This is a genomic window from Streptomyces sp. NPDC091412, assembly GCF_044756885.1.
GTDB lineage: Bacteria > Actinomycetota > Actinomycetes > Streptomycetales > Streptomycetaceae > Streptomyces.
The window spans coordinates 94,830-114,477 of the sequence record NZ_JBIVTV010000018.1 but is presented as its reverse complement, the minus strand read 5'-3'; the positions used below and the strand labels follow the sequence as shown (position 1 = coordinate 114,477).

The following is a 19,648-nucleotide window of genomic DNA, read 5'->3' as shown; positions in this document are numbered from 1 at the left end:
TCTTGGTTTTCTCATGGTTGACGGGGAGATCTGACTCTGATGCACACCGACCTCGTGGCTGCGCTGGACATCGGCGGCACCAAGATCGCCGGAGCGCTGGTGGACGGCCGCGGCGGCATCCTGGTGCGCGCGCAGCGCCCGACGCCCGCGCAGGAGAACGGGGACACCGTGATGCGGGCCGTGGCGGAGGTGCTCGGTGAGCTGGGAGCGTCGCCGCTGTGGGGGCGTGCCACGGTCCTGGGTATCGGCAGCGCGGGCCCGGTGGACGCCTCCGCGGGCACGGTCAGTCCGGTCAACGTGCCCGGCTGGCGGGGCTATCCGCTGGTCGAGCGGGCCCGTGCCGCGGCCGGCGGCCTGCCCGTGGAACTGATCGGCGACGGTGTGGCGATCGCGGCGGCCGAGCACTGGCAGGGTGCCGCCCGCGGACACGACAACGCGCTGTGCATGGTCGTCTCCACCGGCGTCGGCGGCGGCCTGGTCCTCGACGGGCGGCTGCACCCCGGCCCGACTGGCAACTCCGGACACATCGGCCACATCAGCGTCGACCTCGACGGCGACCCGTGCCCGTGCGGTTCGCGGGGCTGCGTGGAGCGCATCGCGAGCGGCCCGAACATCGCCCGCCGGGCCCTGGACGACGGCTGGCGCCCGGGCCCCGACGGCGACACCTCGGCCGCCGCGGTGGCCGCCGCAGCCCGCGCCGGGGACCCGGTCGCCATGGCTTCCTTCGCCCGCGCCGCCCGCGCCCTGGCCGCGGGCATCGCCGCCACCGCGACCCTGGTCGAGATCGACATCGCGGTGATCGGCGGGGGAGTGGCCAAGGCGGGGGAGGTGCTCCTCGCCCCGCTGCGCCGGGCCCTGGCCGACTACGCCACCCTCTCCTTCGTACGGCGTCTGACGGTCGCCCCGGCCCAGATGGGCACGGACGCCGGCCTGGTGGGAGCGGCGGCGGCAGCGCTCGCGGCGCGAACGGGCGTGACGGCGGCCGGGGTCTGAAACGGCGGCCGCGGTCCATGATGTGAGCCGTGCACGTCGGAAGCCGGAGGGGGACTGGTGGTGGCGCAGCAGAGTACGGCCGGGGGCGGAAACGCCCTGGCGCTTTTCCTGCTGGTGTGGGGAGTCGTGGCCGTCGTGTTCGGCGGCGGACTGGCCTTCGACCATCGCGGGGCGACACGGCAGAGGTTCCGGCTGAACGGCCGGCCGTGGCGGCCGAGAACGTCACGCGACATCAAGCTCGTCCGGACGTTCGGTGGAGCCTTCGCCCTGATCGGCGCCGGGGCGCTCGTGCAGGGCGCGCTGTTGCTCGAACCGAGTTCCGGGGTGGCATGGCAGAAGCTCCCGCACATCGGCCTGCCGACCTGCGTCGTGACGACATCCCTGGTCGTGATCGGCATGGTCCTGCGGTGGCGGACCGACCCGGGCCCGTTGCGGTCGGCCTGGTCGGCCGGGGCCACCCAGCGCATCGCGTTGGTGGCGGTCGCCTTCTCGCCGCCGCTGTTCGTCGTGTGCTGGTGGGCCCTGGGGCCGGGCCCGCTCAGCGTGGTGCCGGGGCTGGTGGCCGTCGCCGCCTCGCTGGTGCTCTTCCTGGGGCGGCAGCGGCCGGACCCCTACGAGGACCCGCTGGGCGACCTCGGCCCCCTCTGAGAGCGGGACGCGTGCGAGGAGGCGCTCCCGGCGCGTGAGTCGCCGGGGAACGCCTCCTCGCACGGCTCAGCACATCAGGCGGGCGTCCGCCCAGTCCGCGTGGTCGGAGTCGATGCCGTCGCCGCCGTCCGTGACGACGAGGCGGACCACCTGCGCGCCGGTCACGTCGGCCGACAGCGGCCGCGCGCCGGTCGCGTTGGTGAGGACCCCGGTGGCGGCGGCCTTCCTGCCGTCCGCCCAGATCTCGAACGCGACCGTGCCCTTGCCGTTCTTCTCGTCGTCGACGCCGACGTCGGCGGTGACCGTCCGGCAGGTCCCGCCGGTGTAGTACTCGACGGCGCTCTCCGCGTGGACGCCGAGCCCCTTGGCGTACACGACCCCGCCGAGGGTGATCGGGTGACCGTCACCGGCGGCGCTCTCGCCGTTGCTGGTGTCGCGTTCCACCGGGCCGTAGCCGTTGGTGGCCGAGAGCCAGGGAAGGTCACTGAGGTACGACGTCCCGGCGGGCGGCCGCACCACCACGCCGGCGGCGAAGGCCAGGACGCCGTCGGCGCGGGCGCCGCCGGGGGAGCGGTGACTCGCCTGAAGCGTCAGGTCGTACGACCCCGTCGGCGTTCCGGCCGGTGCGGTGACCGTCCAGCGGGTGCGCAGCGCCTTGCCCGTCGGTACCGACTCGGCGCGGGTCGCGGACTCGGGCCGTACCGTCCAGCCCTCGGGGCCGGTCAGGGCCACGGAGACCTGCGTGGCCGGCGTACGGCCCAGGTCGGTGACGGTCGTGGTCAGCGTCGCTGGCTTGCCCGCCTCCAGCAACGGAGTGCCGTCCAGGCCGAGTTCGACGGCGGGCGGGTTCGCTGCCCAGCGACGGTCGGGGAAGACCCGGACCAGGACGGTGCCGTGGGCCGGAACGGTCGCCGAGATCGTGCCCGCGGTGTTGTAGGAGCGGTGCCGCCACAGATCGCGCAGGGTGTAGGCGGCGGCGTCGGGCAGGCCCACGGCCCGCGCGGAGGTGGCGACGCGCTGCGGGCTGCCGGTCTCGTTGAACAGGGCGACGGCGCGGCTGCCGTCCTTCATCTCCTTGGCCACGACCCAGCGCCCGCCCTCGGAGGAGACGACGGCGCCCTGCTCGCCCAGCGGGTCCTGGTCGACGGCGATGACCTCCTTGTTGGCCAGGATGTCGAAGGTCGCCTCGGAGGCCTTGCGCAGGTCCGATCCGATGAGGAGGGGCGCGGCCATCACGGACCACATCGAGAAGTGGGTGCGGTACTCGGCGTCCGTCATGCCGCCGTTGCCGACCTCCAGCATGTCGGGGTCGTTCCAGTGGCCCGGACCGGCGTACGGGGCGAGCGGCAGGTTCTGCTTCAGGATCGACAGCATCGAGCCCCAGCTGTCGCTGATGTCACCGGTCGTGCGCCACAGGTGCCCGACGTCGGAGGCCCATTCCCAGGGCTTGTTCTCGCCCCATTCGCAGAGGCTGTAGACGATGGGCCGGCCGGTCGCCCTCAGCGCGTCCCGCATGGTGGTGTACCGCAGCTCGGCGTCCACGCCCTGGTTGTTGCAGTTGTCGTACTTGAGGTAGTCCACACCCCAGTCGGCGAACTGCTGGGCGTCGCTGTACTCGTGGCCGAGCGCGCCGGGGAATCCGGCGCTGTTGCACGTCTTGGTGCCGGCGCTGGTGTAGATGCCCAGCTTGAGTCCCTTGGAGTGCACGTAGTCCGCGACGGCCTCGATGCCGTTCGGGAACCGGACCGGGTCGGGCACGAGCTTGCCGTTCGCGTCGCGGGCGGGCAGGGCCCAGCAGTCGTCGAGGTTGACGTACTGGTACCCGGCGTCCTTCAGCCCCTTGGCGACGAAGAGGTCGGCGATGCCCTTGACCATGGACTCGTCGAACTCGGCCCGGCAGTGCGTGGAGTTCCAGTTGTTGAAGCCCATCGGAGGGGTGAGGGCGAGCCCGTCGGACCGCGTGGGCGTGACGGACTCCCGATCGGGGGCCGCTGCGGCGGGCGCGGCCACGGCCGGGACGGCGAGTCCCGTGGTGCACAGCAGTCCTGCGGCCAGAGCCCCGACCACTGTGCGGCGGGCGGTGCGCATGTGCGGGTGACGCATAAGAACGCTCCTCCGAACTCGCGAAAGATGGGATGACATCATGTCCGCGTCATCGGTGCGCGGTTATGGTAGGAGCTGTCGGACTCTGTTGGAAGAGAAGCGGTAACGGTTGTTCGATATCCCGTCAGAGCCCTTGACTCCAAGGCAAGTTGGCGGTGAGATCCAACCCTCTCGTTCGGTTGTGTTGGGTGCACCCCGAGGAGGGGGATATGGCGCAGTCATCGTTCAACCGGCTCGTTCCGCCGACAGATGAAGCAGGACATCCGATCTCCCGGCGCAATGTTCTGCGGGGTGCGGCCCTCGGAGCGGGCATGGTCACACTTCCCGCCCTGCTGTCCGCCTGCGGTTCCGGGCCCGGTGGCGGCAAGAACGAGGTCAGCGTCGGGTCGAACGCCTCGGACGCGGTACCGAAGAAGGCGTACGCGGCGGCGTTCGACGCCTACCGGAAGCAGTCCGGCAAGAAGGTCAAGGTCAACACCAAGGACCACAACGACTTCCAGGAGAACATCAACCGGTATCTCCAGGGCCGGCCCGACGACGTCTTCATGTGGTTCGCCGGGTACCGCATGCAGTACTTCGCGGAGAAGGGGCTGCTGACCGACATCAGCGACGTGTGGTCGTCCTTCTCCGGGTTCTCCGACGCCCTCAAGGCGCAGTCGACGCACGACGGCCGGCAGTTCTTCGTGCCGTACTACTACTATCCGTGGGCCGTCTTCCACCGGACGAGCCTGTTCCAGCAGAAGGGCTACCAGCAGCCCAAGACCTGGGACCAGTTCATCGCGCTGGCCAAGCAGATGTCCAAGGACGGCACCCCGGTCGCCTTCAGCGACAAGGACGGCTGGCCCGCCATGGGCACCTTCGACTACATCAACCTGCGCCTGAACGGATACGACTTCCACAAGTCCCTGATGGCGGGCCAGGAGGCGTGGACCGACAATCGGGTGAAGAAGGTCTTCGACACCTGGCGCGAACTCATGCCGTACTACCAGAAGGGCGCCCTCGGCCGGACCTGGGAGGAGGCCGGGCAGAGCCTTCAGCAGCGCAGGACGGGCATGGCCGTCTTCGGCATGCCGCACCCCGGCAGCCAGTTCCCGGAGAACGAGCGCGACGACATCGACTTCTTCGCGTTTCCCGAGATCGACCCGCAGTACGGCCAGGACGCCGTGGAGGCGCCCATCGACGGCTTCCTGGTGGCGAAGAAGTCCAAGAACGTCGCCGCCGCCAAGGACCTGCTCAAGTGGCTCGGCACACCGAAGGCCGAGGACATCTACCTCCAGTACGACCCGAACAACGTGGCCGTCAACTCCGGCGCCGACACCTCCAAGTACAGCGCCCTGCAGAAGAAGTCCGCCGAACTCGTCTCCGGCGCCCGGCAGATCTCGCAGTTCCTGGACCGCGACACCCGCCCCGACTTCGCCTCCACCGTGATGATCCAGGCGATCCAGGACTTCATCGGCGACCCGAAGGACGTCGACGGGCTGTGCAACAGCATCGAACGGCAGAAGAAGACCATCTTCTCGCAGCCCGTCGGCTGATCACTGGGGGACATCTTCCGTGGCGCTCACCTCCCCGCGGCGAACCGGACGGCCACGGCTGCGCCGGTTCACCCGTCGCGACCTCGCCGTCCTCGTCGTGCTGCTCGGCATACCGGTGCTGCTCGACGTCGCCATCGTCTGGGGTCCGACGCTGGCCTCCATCGGACTGTCCTTCACCTCCTGGGACGGCATCGGGGACATCCACTGGGCCGGGGGCGAGAACTACCGGAACCTCGCGGAGAACTACCCGCCGTTCTGGCCCGCGGTCCGCCATAACGTTCTCTGGCTGCTCTTCCTCGGGCTGATCGCGACGCCGTTCGGACTGTTCCTGGCCGTGCTCATCGACCGGGGGGTCCGCTTCAGCCGCTTCTACCAGTCCGTGCTCTACCTGCCGGTGGTGCTCTCCCTGGCCATCGTCGGCTTCATCGCCCAACTGCTGCTGGGCACCGACCAGGGCGCGGTCAACACCCTTCTCGGCAACCGCGCCGACCCCGTCGACTGGCTCGGAGACTCCCGCCTCAACATCTGGATGATGATGATCGCGGCGAGCTGGCGGCACGTCGGCTACGTCATGATCCTCTACCTGGCCGGCCTGAAGTCCGTCGACCCGGCGCTGAAGGAGGCGGCGGCGATCGACGGGGCGAACGAACGCCAGACGTTCTTCCGCGTGGTCCTGCCGACACTGCGCCCGGTGAACGTCGTGGTCGGCGTCATCACGGTCATCGAGGCGCTGCGCGCCTTCGACATCGTCTACGCGGTCAACAAGGGCCGCAACGGCCTGGAACTGCTGTCGGTGCTGATCACCGACAACATCATCGGCGAGGCGAGCCGCATCGGCTTCGGCTCCGCCATCGCCGTGGTCCTGCTCACCGTGTCCCTGGGGGGCATCGTGACGTTCCTGGTCCAAGAGCTGCGAGGGGCCCGCGACCGATGACGGCAGACATCCGCACCACCGCGCCCGTACACCGCCCGGCGCCGGCGCCCGCACGGCCGGCGGGACCCCGGCGGCGGGGCCGCTGGGGCGTGCAGATCTTCCTGGCGGCGGTGTCGCTGGCGTTCGTCGCGCCGCTGCTGCTCGCCGTCTACGCCTCCCTGCGCCCCTACCAGGACACGGCACAGAACGGCTACTTCTCCTGGCCCAGCCGTCTGTCCTTCGCGTACTACCGCCAGGCCTACACCGAGTCCGGCATGGGCGGGTACTTCGTCAACACGCTGATCATCGCGGTGCCCGCGGTGATCGTCACGCTGTTCCTGGCGGCGTTCGTGGCGTTCGCGGTCTCGCGCCTGAGACTGCGCGGCGGCCTCGTCCTGCTGATGTTCTTCACGGCGGGAAACCTGCTCCCGCAGCAGGTGATCGTCACGCCCCTCTACGTCCTGTTCAACAGGATCCCGTTGCCGTGGTGGATGTCCGACTCACTGACGATGTACGACTCCTACTGGGCCGTCATCGTCGTCAACATCGGCTTCCAGCTGGGCTTCTGCGTCTTCGTCCTGGCCAACTTCATGCGCACGCTGCCCCAGGAGATCCTGGAGGCGGCGATCGTCGACGGCGCCGGTGTGTGGACCCGGTTCTGGCGCATCACGCTGCCGCTGTGCCGACCCGCCCTCGCGGCCCTGGCCACCCTCGAGTTCACCTGGGTCTACAACGACTTCCTCTGGGCCCTGATCTTCATCTCCGACCCCGGCAAGCTCCCGATCACCTCCTCCCTGAACAACCTGCGCGGACAGTTTTTTACCGACTACAACCTGCTGGCGGCCGGATCGGTCCTGGTGGCGCTTCCGACGATCGTGGTCTTCCTGCTCCTGCAACGCCACTTCATCGCGGGACTGACGCTGGGGTCGACGAAGGGGTGAGTGCTCCCGTCGGGTGCACGAGCGTGACCCGCGGCCGGTCGGCGCAGTTGAACCGAGCATGAAGAAGCGCAGCATGCTCGCCCTCGCGTCCCTGGCCACCGGATTCGTCGTGGCCGCCGTCACGCCGTCGCACGCCGTCGACCACGACGGGCTCGGTGATCGGAGCGTGAAGGACATCGTGGGCACCGTCGACCAGGTCGTCGGTCAGGAAGGCCGCACGACGGACGACAACGCGCCCGGGCGTCACCACGGCTGAGGCCCGTCGGCCCGGCACGGCGCCGGCGCCCCCGTCGCGGGGGTGCCGGCGCCGTCCTGTGGGCAGCCCTCAACTGGGGCTGGTTTCCGTGGCAGGGTGGAGCGGGCAAGCCACAGGGGGCCGACAGCAGAGGGGGACCCGTGATCGTCTGGATCAACGGCGCTTTCGGTGCGGGGAAGACGACCACCGCACGGGAACTGATCGAACTGATCCCGAACAGTACGCTCTTCGACCCCGAGGTCATCGGCGGTGCGCTGACGTATCTGCTGCCGCCCAAACACCTCGCCGAGGTCGGCGACTACCAGGATCTGCCGATCTGGCGGCGCATGGTGATCGACACGGCGGCCGCGATGCTCGCCGAGCTGGGCGGAACCCTCGTGGTGCCCATGACCCTGCTGCGCCAGGAGCACCGCGACGAGATCTTCGGCGGGCTCGCCGCCCGCCGCATCGCCGTGCGGCATGTACTCCTCGCCCCGGCCGAAACGATCCTGCGGGAGCGGATAGCCCACCGGGAGGTCCCGCCCGACCTGCCCGACGGCGAGATACGCGTCCGCCAGTGGGCCTACGACCACATCGAGCCCTACCGGACCGCGCTGGCCTCCTGGCTCACCGCCGACGCCCACCCCGTCGACACCAGCGCCCTCACCCCGCACGAGACGGCGGTCCGCGTCGTCGAGGCCGTCAGCAGCGGTGCCGTGCCCGTCTGCGACATCGTGCAGACCCCGGAGCCCACGGCCGAGACCGTCGCCTCCGGGGTGCTCCTGTTCGACGAACGGGACCGCGTACTGCTCGTCGACCCCACCTACAAGCCCGGCTGGGAGTTCCCCGGCGGTGTCGTCGAACCCGGTGAGGCACCGGCCCGTGCGGGAATGCGCGAGGTCGCCGAGGAGACAGGGGTGCGGCTGGACGACGTGCCCCGGCTGCTCGTCGTCGACTGGGAGCCGCCCGCGCCCCCCGCCTTCGGCGGTCTGCGCTTCCTCTTCGACGGCGGCCGGCTGGACTCCGCGGCGGCCCAGCGACTGCTGCTGCCCGGACCCGAGCTGCGCGCCTGCCGCTTCGTCACCGAGCGGGAGGCCGCCGACCTGCTCCCGCCCGTCCGCTACGCCCGGCTGCGCTGGGCACTGCGGGCCCGCGAGCGCGGCGCGGCGGCGTACCTGGAGGCGGGCGTCCCGGTCGGCTGACGCCCGTGCCTAAGCGGAATGCGTGGGGTTGTCGCCGACGCTTCGCAGTTCCTCGTACGGATAGGGGGTCAGCCTGCTCTCCTTGCGCAGGCGGTCGTGGAAGGCGTTCAGGCGCGCGGCGATCGGCGCGTGACGGGTCAGAAGCGCCGCGGCCGCCGCCGGGACGCCCTCGGGCCGCGCGCCGTCGGCGCAGGCGCGGACGAAGGCCCGGCGTTCCTCCAGGTCGTCTGCATACAGGGTGTTGACCAGCCAGTTCACCAGGTGCGTGACGGTGTAGGCGCGGTCGTAGCCGCGGTGCCGGCCGAAGAACTCGCGCTCCCGCTCGGTGAGCCGGAACCGGTCGCTCAGCGCGAGACCGAAGTCGGAGAGGTACAGCCGGGTGCCGTCGGTGAGGATGTTGTGGAAATGCGCGTCCAGGTGCAGCAGCCGGTGCTCGCGCAGGAAGCCGGTGAGGGCCTCAAGGCCAGCTTCGACGAACTTGCACGCGCTGTCCGCCGCGTCGCCGCGCAGCCGGGCGGCGAGCCAGTCGTCCGCGGTGTACGGCACGTACTCGAGGAACAGGACCAGGCTCGCGGTGGCCGTGCGCAGGGCCTCGATGCGGTGCTCCACCTGCGGGGCGCCGCCCCAGTAGGCGACGGTCCGCTCCACGTCGGCCAGCAGCTCCGGCAGCGGTCCGGGCGTGTCGGGCAGCGCCCGCCAGTGGTGCAGCAGGGGGAAGCCGGAGAAGCGGCCGGAGAGCACCCAGTTCGTCGTCATGTGGTGCGTGGCGAGTTCCCGCCACGCCCCGAGTCCGGGGCTGCCGATGCCGTAGTGGAAGTAGGGCGGCAGGTCGAAGAGGTTCGCGGTCGACCGCAGGTGGTCGGTGAGCCGTTCGACGTCGGTCAGGCGCACGTACTTGACGAAGACCTGGTGGCCGTCCACGTCGACGATCGCGGAGCGGCCGCCGATCCCGGTGCCGAACGGCTTGCCGCCTGCGAGGAGTTGAGCGAGTTCGCCGTCGCTGAGGAGCGAGAGGGCGGTGGCGATGTCGGTGTGTGCCGCGATGCGGGTGGAGTGGGTCATGATCCCATCCTCATCCGGACGCCGGGCGCTCGTCGGCCCCTTTTGCCTCGGGAACGGCGCGTCGTGGCACGGGAGTTGAACGTCGAGGCCGTCGTGAGTGCGTCCGCGGCCCAGGATCCCGCCGTACGGCGGAGGACCTGGGCCGCGGACGGAGCGAGGATCAGCTCGCCGCGTAGTTGCGCAGGAACAGGGCCTCCGCCACCGACAGGCGCTCCAACTCCTCGGGGGAGACGCTCTCGTTCAGCGCGTGGATCTGCGCCTCCGGCTCGCTCAGGCCGATCAGCAGGATCTCGGCCTGCGGGTAGAGCGCGGCGAGGGTGTTGCACAGCGGGATGGAGCCGCCCTGACCGGCGTACTGCATGTCCTGACCGGGGTAGGCGACCGCCATCGCGTCGGCCATCGCCCGGTAGGCCGGGCTGGTGGTGTCGGCGCGGAAGGCCTGGCCCTGGCCGATCTGCTCGGTGCGCACCCGGGCGCCCCACGGCGTGTGGGCCTCCAGGTGGGCCTGGAGCAGCTTGGTCGCCTCGCCCGCGTCGACGCCCGGCGGCACCCGCAGGCTGACCAGGGCGCGGGCGCCGGCCTGCACGGACGGGGTGGCGCCGACGACCGGCGGGCAGTCGATGCCGAGCACGGTGACGGCCGGGCGGGCCCAGATGCGGTCGGCGACCGTGCCGGAGCCGATCAGCTCCACGCCGTCCAGCACCTTGGCGTCCTTGCGGAACTGCTCCTCCTCGTAGGCCAGGCCGTCCCAGACGGAGTCGCCGGACAGGCCGTCGACGGTCGTCGAGCCGTCCTCGGCGCGCAGCGAGTCCAGCACACGGATCAGCGCCGCGAGCGCGTCCGGGGCGGCACCGCCGAACTGGCCGGAGTGCAGGTTGCCTTCGAGGGTGTCGACCTGGATCCGGACCAGGGTCATGCCGCGCAGGGTGCTGGTGACGGTGGGCAGACCGACGCGGAAGTTGCCGGTGTCGCCGATCACGATGGTGTCGGCCGTCAGGAGTTCGGGGTGCTCCTCGGCGTAGCGCTCCAGGCCGCCGGTGCCCTGCTCCTCGGAGCCTTCGGCTATCACCTTGACGTTGACCGGGACGCCGCCGTCGGCCTTCAGGGCGCGCAGGGCGAGCAGGTGCATGATGAGGCCGCCCTTGCAGTCGGCGGCGCCGCGCCCGTACCAGCGGCCGTCACGCTCGGTCAGCTCGAAGGGCGGGCTGGTCCAGCCGGCCTCGTCCAGCGGCGGCTGCACGTCGTAGTGGGCGTAGAGCAGGACCGTCTTCGCGCCCTCCGGGCCGGGCAGGTAGCCGTACACCGACTGGGTGCCGTCCGGTGTGTCGAGCAGGGCCACGTCGGTGAAGCCCTCGGCGCGCAGCGCGTCGGCGATCCAGTTCGCGGCGCCCTCGCTCTCGCTCTTCGGGTACTGGTCGAAGTCCGCCACCGACTGGAAGGCCACCAGCTCGGCGAGTTCCGCCCGTGCCCTGGGCATGAGGGAGGCGACGGTCTCGGCGACCGGATTCGACGACATGGGCACGCTCCTTGTAGGTGCGAAGGCGCACTCGTGAGTACCCAGAGTGATACTTGCGAGCACTTCTGTATTCCGGATGATCGTGTCAGCGTAGGCGCGACCCTGTGTACGGGGCACGTACGCTGCCGATCCTCCCACAGCGGCCCACCGCCGGGGCCGCCGTAGGATGCGGGAGACAGCAGCGGCAGGCGGCTTGATCGGGAGCGGTAGACCATCGTGAGCAGCGACAACTCTTCGGCGGACGACGTGCAGCGGGTGTGGGACGTCGTCGTGGTGGGCGCGGGACCCGCGGGGGCCTCGGCCGCCTACGCGGCGGCGGTCGCGGGACGACGCGTGCTGTTGCTGGAGAAGGCGGAGCTGCCCCGGTACAAGACATGCGGCGGCGGGATCATCGGCCCCTCGCGCGACTCGCTGCCGCCCGGCTTCGAGCTCCCGCTGAAGGACCGCGTGCACGCGGTGACCTTTTCCCACAACGGCCGCTTCACCCGCACCCGCCGCTCCAAGCAGATGATGTTCGGCCTGATCAACCGGCCGGAGTTCGACCAGCAGTTGGTCGAGCACGCGCAGAAGGCCGGCGCCGAGCTGCGGACCGGCGCCGCGGTCTCGCGGGTCGAGCAGCACGGTTCGGCGGTACCGGACCGGCGCACGGTCGCCGTGGTGCTCCAGGGCGGTGAGACGGTGCTCGCGCGCGCGGTGGTCGGCGCCGACGGCAGTGCCGGCCGGATAGGAGCCCATGTCGGGGTGAAGATGGACCAGGTGGATCTCGGCCTGGAGGCGGAGATCCCGGTGCCGGAGACCGTCGCCGAGGACTGGCGCGCGCGGGTGCTCATCGACTGGGGGCCGATGCCGGGCAGTTACGGCTGGGTCTTCCCCAAGGCGGACACGCTGACCGTCGGGGTGATCTCGGCGCGCGGCGAGGGCGCCGCCACCAAGCGGTACTTGGAGGACTTCATCGCCCGGCTGGGCCTGGCCGGGTTCGAACCGAGCATCTCCTCGGGGCATCTGACGCGCTGCCGGGCCGAGGACTCGCCGCTCTCGCGCGGGCGGGTGCTGGTGTGCGGGGACGCGGCCGGACTCCTCGAACCGTGGACGCGCGAGGGCATCTCCTTCGCGCTCAGGTCCGGGCGGCTCGCGGGGGAGTGGGCGGTGCGCGTCGCCGAGGCGCACGACGCGGTGGACGCCCGGCGCCAGGCTCTGAACTACGCGTTCGCCATCAAGGCGGGGCTGGGCGTGGAGATGGCCGTGGGCAAGCGGATGCTCGCGGTGTTCGAGCGCCGGCCGGGGGTCTTCCACGCCGTCCTGACCGGCTTCCGGCCCGCCTGGAAGGCGTTCAAGGAGATCACGCAAGGTTCGACCTCGCTCGGTGAACTCGTCCGCACCCACCCCATGGCCCACCGCGCCCTGACGGCGCTGGACCGGCGGCCGGCCCCGCCCGCCGCTGAGGAGACGGTCAGTTCCTGACCGTGATGCGGAAGACCGGGTGGTCGGGGGCGGACGCGGTGATCTCCTCGTCGGAGGACTTCGCCGTGACGCCCTTGAAGTACCCGTCGACCTGCCAGCCCCACCGCTCCAGGTAGGTCCGCAGGACCGGGAGCTTCTCGGCGTCGGGCAGCTCCACCGCGGTGAACTCGCGGACCTTCCGCCCGACGCGCAGTTCCCCGCCGCCCGCCGCGCGCATGTTGCGCACCCACTGGGAGTGGCCGCGCGCCGAGACGAGGTACTGCCCGCCCTCGTACGTGTGCGGGTTGACCGGAATGCGCTGCGGCTCGCCGCTCTTGCGGCCGCGCACCGACAGCTCGGCCGAGCCGGCGAGGCTCAGCCCGTGGCGGGCCAGCCAGCCGATGACGCCGTTGAGGCGGACGGCCATCGGGCTGCCCTTGAGGTAGTACGGCGACGAGGACGACGAAGAGGTGGAAGAAGACGACACGATGACCCCCACGGGTTCGGGAGAGCAGTGCTCTCGCTCGATGAACAGTGTGGGGTGGATCGGTGATCCAAAGCAAGAGCACTGCTCTTTTTTGTGTGCAGTGCTCTGAGTTCATGGAACACTGGTCCGTATGAGCACCGCACAGGGAGCCCGCGCCCGGGCCAGGACGGAGATCACCGCGGCGATCAAGGACGAGGCCCGCAGACAGCTCGCGGCCGAGGGCGCCGCGAAACTCTCGCTGCGTGCCGTGGCCCGCGAACTCGGTATGGTCTCCTCCGCGCTGTACCGGTACTTCCCGAGCCGTGACGACCTGCTGACCGCGCTCATCATCGACGCCTACGACTCCGTGGGCGAGGCCGCGGAGGCCGCGGAGGCCGCGAACGCGGACGCGTCCGGCGCCGAGCCCCTGGCGCGCTGGACCGCCGTGTGCGAGGCGGTGCGCGGTTGGGCGCTCGCTCACCCGCACGAGTACGCCCTCATCTACGGTTCCCCCGTGCCCGGCTACACCGCCCCGATGACCACCGTCCCGGCCGCGGCCCGTGTCGGTCTGGTCCTCATCGGCATCGTGCGCGAGGCCCACGAGCGGCACGGGTTGACCGTGCCGCCGCTCCCCGCCGAGCTGCGGGGCGAGGCCGAGCGGATGACCGCGGACCTCGCGCCCGGTCTGCCGCCCGAGGTGGGGGCCGCCCTCGTCGCCGCCTGGGCGCAGCTCTTCGGGCTGGTCGGGTTCGAGCTGTTCGGACAGTTCAACCGGGTGGTGGAGGACCGCGAGCCGTTCTTCCGGCACGCGGTGGTCCGGCTCGCGCACGGGATCGGCCTGGGAACCTGACCACCGCCGCCACCGGCCGCGCACCCGCGAGGGCGCGTACTCCCCGGGAAGTACGTGTGATCACCTCGCTCGGCTGACGCCCCCGGTGGCGTCGGCCGTCTAGCGTGGCGGTCATGACGGAGCAGCGCGTACGCCGGGGCGGCCCGCCGCAGTGGTGGCGGCACGGCCCCTCGTGGTGGCATCGTGCCGACGAGGAGGAGGCGTCCGGCCGCCGTCACTGGCCCTGGCTCTCCACCGCGCTGTTCACCGCCTTCGTGCTCGTCGGCACGCACTTCTCGGCCCGCAACCAGCACGGCCACCGGGAGCCCCTGGACGCCTTCGGGTTCGCGCTGCTGCTCGTGACCCTGGGACTGCTGCTGTGGCGCAAGCGGTATCCGGCGTTCGTGGCGTTCGGCACGGCGGCGACCACCCTCGCCTACTACGCCGCCGGATACCCGTACGGCCCCGTCTTCCTGGCCGTCGCCGTCAGCTGCTTCAGCGCCGTCGTCACCGGGCACCGCAGGGCCGCGTGGGCGTCGGTGGGCATGCTGTGGGCCGGGCACGCGCTGATCGCGCTCTGGCTGTACCGCCGGCTGCCGCCGCCCGGCGACACCGCCGCCTCCTGGGGGCAGGAACTGGCCGTCGCCACCTGGGTGGTGGCCCTCGTCGCGGTCTCGGAACTGGCCCGTGTCCGCCGCGAGCAGTGGGCCAAGGAACGCGCCGAGCGCGCCCAGGCCGCCCGGCGCCGGGCCGACGAGGAACGGCTGCGGATCGCCCGGGAACTGCACGACGTCCTCGCGCACAGCATCTCCGTCATCAACGTCCAGGCGGGCGTCGGCCTCGCCCTGCTCGACACCGACCCGGAGCAGGCGCGCACGGCGCTGACCACCATCAAGGCCGCCAGCAAGGAGGCGCTGGGGGAGGTGCGTCAGGTGCTGGACACCCTGCGTACCCCCGGCGACGCCCCGCGCGCCCCGGCGCCCGGCCTCGGCCGGCTGCCCGAGCTGGTGGACCAGGCGGCGACGGCCGGCCTCACCGTCGAGGTCCAGGGGGCGCCGCCCCGGCTGCCGCCCGGCACGGACCTCGCCGCCTTCCGCATCGTCCAGGAGGCGCTCACCAACGTCGTACGCCACTCGGGGTCGCGGCACGCACGCGTACGTCTCGACCACGACCGCCGCGCGCTGCGGCTGCGCATCGACGACGACGGGCCCGCGACCGGGGCGGACGCCGGCGGCAGCGGCAACGGCCTGGCCGGGATGCGTGAGCGGGCCGCCGCCCTCGGTGGCACCATCGACGCGGGAGCGCGCCCCGACGGCGGCTGGCGGGTGCTCGCCGTACTGCCCCTGACGACCGAGGAGGAGAACCGGTGATCCGGGTACTGCTGGCCGACGACCAGTCGCTGGTGCGGGCCGGCTTCAAGGCGCTGCTCGACGCCCAGCCGGACATCGAGGTCGCCGGGGAGGCCGCGGACGGGGAGGAGGCCCTGCGCAAGGTGCGCGACCTGAGCCCCGACGTGGTGCTCATGGACATCCGCATGCCGCTGCTCGACGGACTGGCCGCGACCCGCCGCATCACCGGCGAGCCGCGGCTGAAGGACGTCAAGGTGGTCATGCTCACGACCTTCGAACTCGACGAGTACGTCTTCGAGGCGATCCGCTCGGGCGCCTCCGGCTTCCTGGTCAAGGACACCGAACCCGACGAACTCCTGCGCGCGGTACGGGCGGTGGTCGGCGGCGACGCCCTGCTGTCCCCCGGAGTGACGCGGCGCCTGATCGCCGAGTTCGCCGCCCGCTCCAAGGAACCGGCGGCCGCCGACGCCCTCGCGCAGCTCACCGAACGCGAACGCGAGGTGATGGCCCTGGTCGGCATCGGCCTGTCCAACGAGGAGATCGCCCGCCGGCTGGTCGTCAGCCCCCTCACCGCCAAGACCCACGTCAGCCGCACCATGGTGAAGCTCGGCGCCCGGGACCGCGCCCAACTGGTCGTCCTGGCCTACGAGTCGGGCCTGGTGCGACCGGGCTGGCTGGGCTGAGACGCCTGCCGGAAACGCACCAGCGTGCTGACGACCCGGACCGTGAAGACGACCGGCGCGAGCACCAGGCCCGCCCCGAGGAGCACCGTGGAGACGCCACGCGGCAGGTCGAACAGCAGCACCGGGCCGGCCACGGCCCCGAACACCACCGCGGCCGCGAACGCCGCGCTGCACAGCGCGTACCCGATCTCGATGGTCATCGCGTCCCGCTCGGCCTGACTCCGCCGTCCCCCGTGAGCCTTCATGGCGGGAGTCGAACAGCCGTGTACCCGGCGGGCAAGAGCGGCGCGGCGAGGCATCAGACGATGCCCGACGTCTCCCGCCACAGCGTGGCGAGGGAGTGGTCTCCCGTCACGTTCGGCATCGGGACGCGGTTCCACAGGGCGAGGTACAACTGGTCGGCGGGGCCCGATAGTTCGGTGTCGCAGGCGGTGGACGCGGTCCGGGTGGTGACCGGTGGCCCGCCGGACAGCCGCACGGTCCACACCGCGTCCGCGTCCGTGGCGCGCACCCGCAGGACCCGCGGTTCGCGGCTGCGGACCCGGCTGCGGGTGCGGGCGTGGAAGCCGCCCAGCAGCTCGTCGATGCCGTCCACGGCGAAGGCCGTGCCGAGCGGGTCCGGGGTGCCGCCGCGCGCGGCCTCGGCATCGTGGCGGTGGACCGCCGTCTCGTGTGCCTGCCGCCGGGTCCAGAAAGTCAGCGGGGACGGGGACGGCGCCGGGTGGAACGTCCAGCACTCCACGTCGGCGGGCGCCGTGGTCAGCGTCTCGACGAGCAGGCGGTGACCGGCCCGGTACCAGGCCACCAGCGCGGCGCCGTCCAGGTCCGGCGGATCGCCCATCGGGCGCGGTGACGTGCGGGCGTCGGCGACGATGCCGGCGGCCCACCGGTGCACCACGCCCGTGTGCCGCAGCAGGTCCCGTACCCGCCACCCCGGGCAGGCCGGCACCGCGGCGTCGGGCCCCGCCTGCTCGGCGGCGGCCGCCAGCAGAGTGCCGTGGCGGTCCAGTGCGTGAAGGTGCGCGGCGGTCTCCATGCCGGGAGTCTGCCGGATGCGGCCCGGTTCCGGGGAGAGCTGCCGGACGCGGTCCGGCTCGGGGGAGAGCCGCCTCCGGCACCGGACCGGCGTAGGCCGCGTTGCGGTACTCCATTCGGCGGGTTGGGCTGGAAGGTGACTCATTGCCCACGTTCCGGACGGCGATCATGACGATGTCCCCCTTCGGCGCCTCCTTCGGCGGCCCGGACCCGTTCTCCGAGATCCTCAACCGCTTCTTCGGCATGACGCCGGGCGCGGCGCCCCCGCAGGTGCAGCGGGTGCCGATCGGGCGGCTGCTGACCGACTCCGCGCGCGAGCTGATCAACCAGGCCACCGGGCGGGCGGCCGAGGACGGCAGCTCCGACCTGGACACCGAGCACCTGCTCTGGGCGTGCACCCAGGTGGAGCCGGCCCGCGGCCTGCTCGCCCAGGCCGGGGCCGACCCGGACCGGCTCGGAGCGGCCCTCGCCGAGGCGCTGCCCGGCGAGAGCGGCACTCCCTCCGCGCAGCCCGGCCTGACCCCGGCGGCCAAGCGGGTGCTGCTGCGCGCCTACGAGCACTCCCGCGCGGCCGGAGTGTCGTACATCGGTCCCGAGCACATCCTCGGCGCGCTGCTGGACACCCCGGGCGCCGCGGCGGCGCGTGCCCTGAGCGCCCACGGCATCGAGTCGGACCAGCTGCGCCGCAGCGCCGACACGGCGTCCCGCCCCGACACCGCGCCCGGCGGGGCCGAGCCCCCGAGCGACACCCCCACCCTTGACCAGTACGGGCGCGACCTGACCGAGGAGGCCAGGGCCGCGAAGCTGGACCCGGTGGTGGGGCGGGCCATGGAGATCGAGCAGACCGTCGAGGTCCTCTCCCGCCGCACGAAGAACAACCCCGTCCTGATCGGTGAGCCGGGCGTCGGCAAGACCGCCATCGTCGAGGGGCTGGCCCAGCGGATCGTCAACGGGGACGTGCCGAAGACCCTGGAGAACAAGCGGGTGGTCGCCCTGGACCTCACCGGACTGGTGGCGGGCGCCCAGTACCGGGGCCAGTTCGAGGAGCGGCTGAAGAACGTCATCGACGAGGTCAAGGCGGCCTCCGAGTCGACGATCCTGTTCCTGGACGAACTGCACACCGTCGTCGGCGCCGGAGCCACCGGCGAGGGCTCCATGGACGCGGGCAACATCCTCAAACCGGCCCTCGCCCGCGGTGAGCTGCACGTCGTCGGAGCCACCACCCTCGACGAGTACCGGCGGTACGTGGAGAAGGACGCCGCCCTGGAGCGCCGCTTCCAGCCCGTCATGGTGCCCGAGCCGACCGTCGAGGAGACCGTGCAGATCCTGGAGGGTCTGCGCGACTCCTACGAGGCCCACCACCAGATCCGCTACAGCGACGACGCCCTCGTCGCCGCGGCGGAGCTGTCGGACCGCTACGTCACCGACCGGTTCCTGCCCGACAAGGCCATCGACCTGATCGACCAGGCAGGCGCCCGGGTGCGCCTGCGGTCCCTGGGACGGTCCACCGAGGTCGTCGAGCGCGAGGACCGGCTGGCCAAGCTGCGCCGTGAGAAGGACCAGGCCATCGCCGCCGAGGATTTCGAACGGGCCTCCGGGCTCAAGGACCGGATCGCCGAGGTGGAGACGGAGCTGGAGGGCCTGGCCGAGCGCCGCGAGGGCGTGCTGGAGGTGACCGTCGACGACATCGCCGACGTGCTGTCCCGGCGCACCGGCATCCCCGTCTCCCAGCTGACCGAGAGCGAGAAGGCGCGGCTGCTGAAGCTGGAGGAGGCGCTGCACTCCCGGGTCGTCGGCCAGGACGAGGCCGTCACCGCGATCGCGCAGGCGGTGCGTCGCAGCCGCGCCGGCATGGGCGACCCGAACCGGCCCGTGGGCTCCTTCCTGTTCCTCGGCCCCACCGGGGTCGGCAAGACGGAACTGGCCAAGGCGCTCGCCGAGTTGCTGTTCGGCGACGAGAACCGGATGGTCCGCTTCGACATGAGCGAGTTCCAGGAGAAGCACACCGTCTCCCGGCTCGTCGGGGCCCCGCCCGGCTACGTCGGCCACGAGGAGGCCGGCCAGCTCACCGAGAAGGTGCGCCGCCAGCCCTACAGCGTGCTGCTCTTCGACGAGGTGGAGAAGGCCCACCCGGACGTCTTCAACACCCTGCTGCAGGTCCTCGACGACGGCCGGCTCACCGACGCCCAGGGCCGTACCGTCGACTTCCGCAACACCGTGGTCATCATGACCTCCAACATCGGCGCCCAGCGGATCCTCGCCCACCACGGGAACGTCGCCGCCATCAAGGACCAGCTGATGGAGGACCTGCGCGGAAGGTTCCTGCCCGAGTTCCTCAACCGCATCGACGACATCATCATCTTCCACGGCCTGAGCAAGGAGGACCTCGACCGGATCCTGGACCTGTTGCTGGACCACAGCCGCCGGCGGGTGCGCGCCCAGGGCCTGGAGCTGGAGGTCACCGACGCCGCGAAGCGGCTGCTGGTCGCCCACGGCCACCAGCCCGAGTTCGGCGCCCGTCCGCTGCGCCGCACCATCCAGGCCGAACTCGACAACCGCATCGCCTCCCTGCTGCTGAGCGACTCGGCCGACCCCGGTGACACGATCGTGGCGGACGTCGAGAAGGACGCCCTGGTCTGCCGGGTCGAACACCCGGAGGTCCCCGGCCGGATGACCTGATGAGGCAGGCTGCCGTGGG

General features: G+C 71.7%; 18 protein-coding genes. 12 read left to right on the top strand and 6 right to left on the bottom strand.

The genetic code is table 11. The features are described 5' to 3' along the window. Positions 1 to 39: 39 nt before the first annotated feature. Together ACIQMV_RS31625 and ACIQMV_RS31620 are read left to right on the top strand one after the other, a co-directional pair. On the top strand, positions 40 to 993 hold the full coding sequence (locus ACIQMV_RS31625) for an ROK family protein (protein WP_402596641.1): 954 nt from the start codon (positions 40 to 42) through the stop codon (positions 991 to 993). 60 nt (positions 994 to 1,053) lie between these two features. Continuing rightward, positions 1,054 to 1,641, top strand: a complete 588-nt coding sequence (locus tag ACIQMV_RS31620; RefSeq protein WP_402596640.1) for a hypothetical protein — start codon at positions 1,054 to 1,056, stop codon at positions 1,639 to 1,641. 66 nt (positions 1,642 to 1,707) lie between these two features. Here ACIQMV_RS31620 and ACIQMV_RS31615 read toward each other — a convergent pair whose 3' ends face one another. Then, complete coding sequence (locus ACIQMV_RS31615; protein WP_402596639.1) at positions 1,708 to 3,744, bottom strand: NPCBM/NEW2 domain-containing protein; 2,037 nt, start codon at positions 3,742 to 3,744, stop codon at positions 1,708 to 1,710. 266 nt (positions 3,745 to 4,010) lie between these two features. Between ACIQMV_RS31615 and ACIQMV_RS31610 the strand changes: the two genes are divergently transcribed. The 5 genes from ACIQMV_RS31610 to ACIQMV_RS31590 all read left to right on the top strand — a co-directional run bounded on the left by ACIQMV_RS31610 (position 4,011) and on the right by ACIQMV_RS31590 (position 8,570). After that, positions 4,011 to 5,279 carry an ABC transporter substrate-binding protein gene (locus ACIQMV_RS31610; protein ID WP_402596672.1) on the top strand — a complete coding sequence of 423 codons (1,269 nt, stop codon included), beginning with the start codon at positions 4,011 to 4,013 and terminating at the stop codon, positions 5,277 to 5,279. 19 nt (positions 5,280 to 5,298) lie between these two features. After that, positions 5,299 to 6,213 (top strand): carbohydrate ABC transporter permease, encoded by a 915-nt coding sequence (locus ACIQMV_RS31605; protein WP_402596638.1) that lies wholly within the window; start codon positions 5,299 to 5,301, stop codon positions 6,211 to 6,213. Continuing rightward, a complete protein-coding gene (locus tag ACIQMV_RS31600; RefSeq protein WP_401778824.1) occupies positions 6,210 to 7,133 on the top strand; it encodes a carbohydrate ABC transporter permease in 924 nt (307 codons plus the stop codon). Before ACIQMV_RS31605 ends, ACIQMV_RS31600 begins: the two co-directional genes overlap by 4 nt. Positions 7,134 to 7,191: 58 nt before the next feature. Beyond that, positions 7,192 to 7,389, top strand: a complete 198-nt coding sequence (locus tag ACIQMV_RS31595; protein WP_402596637.1) for a hypothetical protein — start codon at positions 7,192 to 7,194, stop codon at positions 7,387 to 7,389. Positions 7,390 to 7,529: 140 nt separating this feature from the next. After that, positions 7,530 to 8,570 carry an NUDIX domain-containing protein gene (locus ACIQMV_RS31590; protein ID WP_402596636.1) on the top strand — a complete coding sequence of 347 codons (1,041 nt, stop codon included), beginning with the start codon at positions 7,530 to 7,532 and terminating at the stop codon, positions 8,568 to 8,570. Positions 8,571 to 8,579: 9 nt separating this feature from the next. Here the strand turns inward: ACIQMV_RS31590 and ACIQMV_RS31585 are convergent, their stop codons facing one another. Together ACIQMV_RS31585 and ACIQMV_RS31580 are read right to left on the bottom strand one after the other, a co-directional pair. Continuing rightward, positions 8,580 to 9,632 (bottom strand): protein kinase family protein, encoded by a 1,053-nt coding sequence (locus ACIQMV_RS31585; protein ID WP_402596635.1) that lies wholly within the window; start codon positions 9,630 to 9,632, stop codon positions 8,580 to 8,582. Between the two features lie 160 nt (positions 9,633 to 9,792). Then, the gene (locus tag ACIQMV_RS31580) at positions 9,793 to 11,148 is read right to left on the bottom strand and encodes a dipeptidase (protein WP_141363811.1); all 1,356 of its coding nucleotides are present in this window, start codon (positions 11,146 to 11,148) and stop codon (positions 9,793 to 9,795) included. Between the two features lie 216 nt (positions 11,149 to 11,364). Here ACIQMV_RS31580 and ACIQMV_RS31575 point away from each other — a divergent pair, with 216 nt between their 5' ends. Next, the gene (locus tag ACIQMV_RS31575) at positions 11,365 to 12,609 is read left to right on the top strand and encodes a geranylgeranyl reductase family protein (RefSeq protein WP_402596634.1); all 1,245 of its coding nucleotides are present in this window, start codon (positions 11,365 to 11,367) and stop codon (positions 12,607 to 12,609) included. Here the strand turns inward: ACIQMV_RS31575 and ACIQMV_RS31570 are convergent. Further along, complete coding sequence (locus ACIQMV_RS31570) at positions 12,599 to 13,015, bottom strand: nitroreductase family deazaflavin-dependent oxidoreductase (protein ID WP_402596671.1); 417 nt, start codon at positions 13,013 to 13,015, stop codon at positions 12,599 to 12,601. The genes ACIQMV_RS31575 and ACIQMV_RS31570 overlap by 11 nt on opposite strands. Before the next feature lie 190 nt (positions 13,016 to 13,205). Between ACIQMV_RS31570 and ACIQMV_RS31565 the strand changes: the two genes are divergently transcribed. The 3 genes from ACIQMV_RS31565 to ACIQMV_RS31555 all read left to right on the top strand — a co-directional run bounded on the left by ACIQMV_RS31565 (position 13,206) and on the right by ACIQMV_RS31555 (position 15,915). Next, a complete protein-coding gene (locus tag ACIQMV_RS31565) occupies positions 13,206 to 13,904 on the top strand; it encodes a TetR/AcrR family transcriptional regulator (protein ID WP_402596633.1) in 699 nt (232 codons plus the stop codon). A 113-nt stretch (positions 13,905 to 14,017) separates the two neighbouring features. Beyond that, the gene (locus tag ACIQMV_RS31560; protein ID WP_402596632.1) at positions 14,018 to 15,253 is read left to right on the top strand and encodes a sensor histidine kinase; all 1,236 of its coding nucleotides are present in this window, start codon (positions 14,018 to 14,020) and stop codon (positions 15,251 to 15,253) included. Beyond that, positions 15,250 to 15,915: a response regulator transcription factor gene (locus tag ACIQMV_RS31555; protein WP_141363819.1), complete on the top strand. Its 666-nt coding sequence runs from the start codon at positions 15,250 to 15,252 to the stop codon at positions 15,913 to 15,915. Before ACIQMV_RS31560 ends, ACIQMV_RS31555 begins: the two co-directional genes overlap by 4 nt. On the opposite strand, the gene ACIQMV_RS31550 is transcribed toward ACIQMV_RS31555, so the two are convergent. Next, the gene (locus ACIQMV_RS31550) at positions 15,876 to 16,160 is read right to left on the bottom strand and encodes a DUF6332 family protein (RefSeq protein ID WP_141363821.1); all 285 of its coding nucleotides are present in this window, start codon (positions 16,158 to 16,160) and stop codon (positions 15,876 to 15,878) included. The two genes, ACIQMV_RS31555 and ACIQMV_RS31550, sit on opposite strands and share 40 nt — an antisense overlap. 53 nt (positions 16,161 to 16,213) lie before the next feature. Beyond that, positions 16,214 to 16,951 carry a maleylpyruvate isomerase family mycothiol-dependent enzyme gene (locus tag ACIQMV_RS31545; RefSeq protein WP_402596631.1) on the bottom strand — a complete coding sequence of 246 codons (738 nt, stop codon included), beginning with the start codon at positions 16,949 to 16,951 and terminating at the stop codon, positions 16,214 to 16,216. A gap of 167 nt (positions 16,952 to 17,118) precedes the next feature. On the opposite strand from ACIQMV_RS31545, the gene ACIQMV_RS31540 reads away from it, so the two are divergent. Beyond that, positions 17,119 to 19,629, top strand: coding sequence for an ATP-dependent Clp protease ATP-binding subunit (locus tag ACIQMV_RS31540; protein WP_402596630.1), 2,511 nt, complete (start codon positions 17,119 to 17,121; stop codon positions 19,627 to 19,629). Positions 19,630 to 19,648: the final 19 nt, after the last annotated feature.

Excerpts from the sequence above, each read along its gene's own strand:
- ACIQMV_RS31600 (WP_401778824.1), top strand. The coding sequence starts at position 6,210 with ATGACGGCAGACATCCGCACCACCGCGCCCGTACACCGCCCGGCGCCG.
- ACIQMV_RS31585 (WP_402596635.1), bottom strand. The coding sequence starts at position 9,632 with ATGACCCACTCCACCCGCATCGCGGCACACACCGACATCGCCACCGCC.
- ACIQMV_RS31560 (WP_402596632.1), top strand. The coding sequence starts at position 14,018 with ATGACGGAGCAGCGCGTACGCCGGGGCGGCCCGCCGCAGTGGTGGCGG.
- ACIQMV_RS31565 (WP_402596633.1), top strand. The coding sequence starts at position 13,206 with ATGAGCACCGCACAGGGAGCCCGCGCCCGGGCCAGGACGGAGATCACC.
- ACIQMV_RS31540 (WP_402596630.1), top strand. The coding sequence starts at position 17,119 with ATGACGATGTCCCCCTTCGGCGCCTCCTTCGGCGGCCCGGACCCGTTC.
- ACIQMV_RS31545 (WP_402596631.1), bottom strand. The coding sequence starts at position 16,951 with ATGGAGACCGCCGCGCACCTTCACGCACTGGACCGCCACGGCACTCTG.
- ACIQMV_RS31615 (WP_402596639.1), bottom strand. The coding sequence starts at position 3,744 with ATGCGTCACCCGCACATGCGCACCGCCCGCCGCACAGTGGTCGGGGCT.
- ACIQMV_RS31625 (WP_402596641.1), top strand. The coding sequence starts at position 40 with ATGCACACCGACCTCGTGGCTGCGCTGGACATCGGCGGCACCAAGATC.
- ACIQMV_RS31595 (WP_402596637.1), top strand. The coding sequence starts at position 7,192 with ATGAAGAAGCGCAGCATGCTCGCCCTCGCGTCCCTGGCCACCGGATTC.
- ACIQMV_RS31580 (WP_141363811.1), bottom strand. The coding sequence starts at position 11,148 with ATGTCGTCGAATCCGGTCGCCGAGACCGTCGCCTCCCTCATGCCCAGG.
- ACIQMV_RS31550 (WP_141363821.1), bottom strand. The coding sequence starts at position 16,160 with ATGAAGGCTCACGGGGGACGGCGGAGTCAGGCCGAGCGGGACGCGATG.
- ACIQMV_RS31570 (WP_402596671.1), bottom strand. The coding sequence starts at position 13,015 with ATGGCCGTCCGCCTCAACGGCGTCATCGGCTGGCTGGCCCGCCACGGG.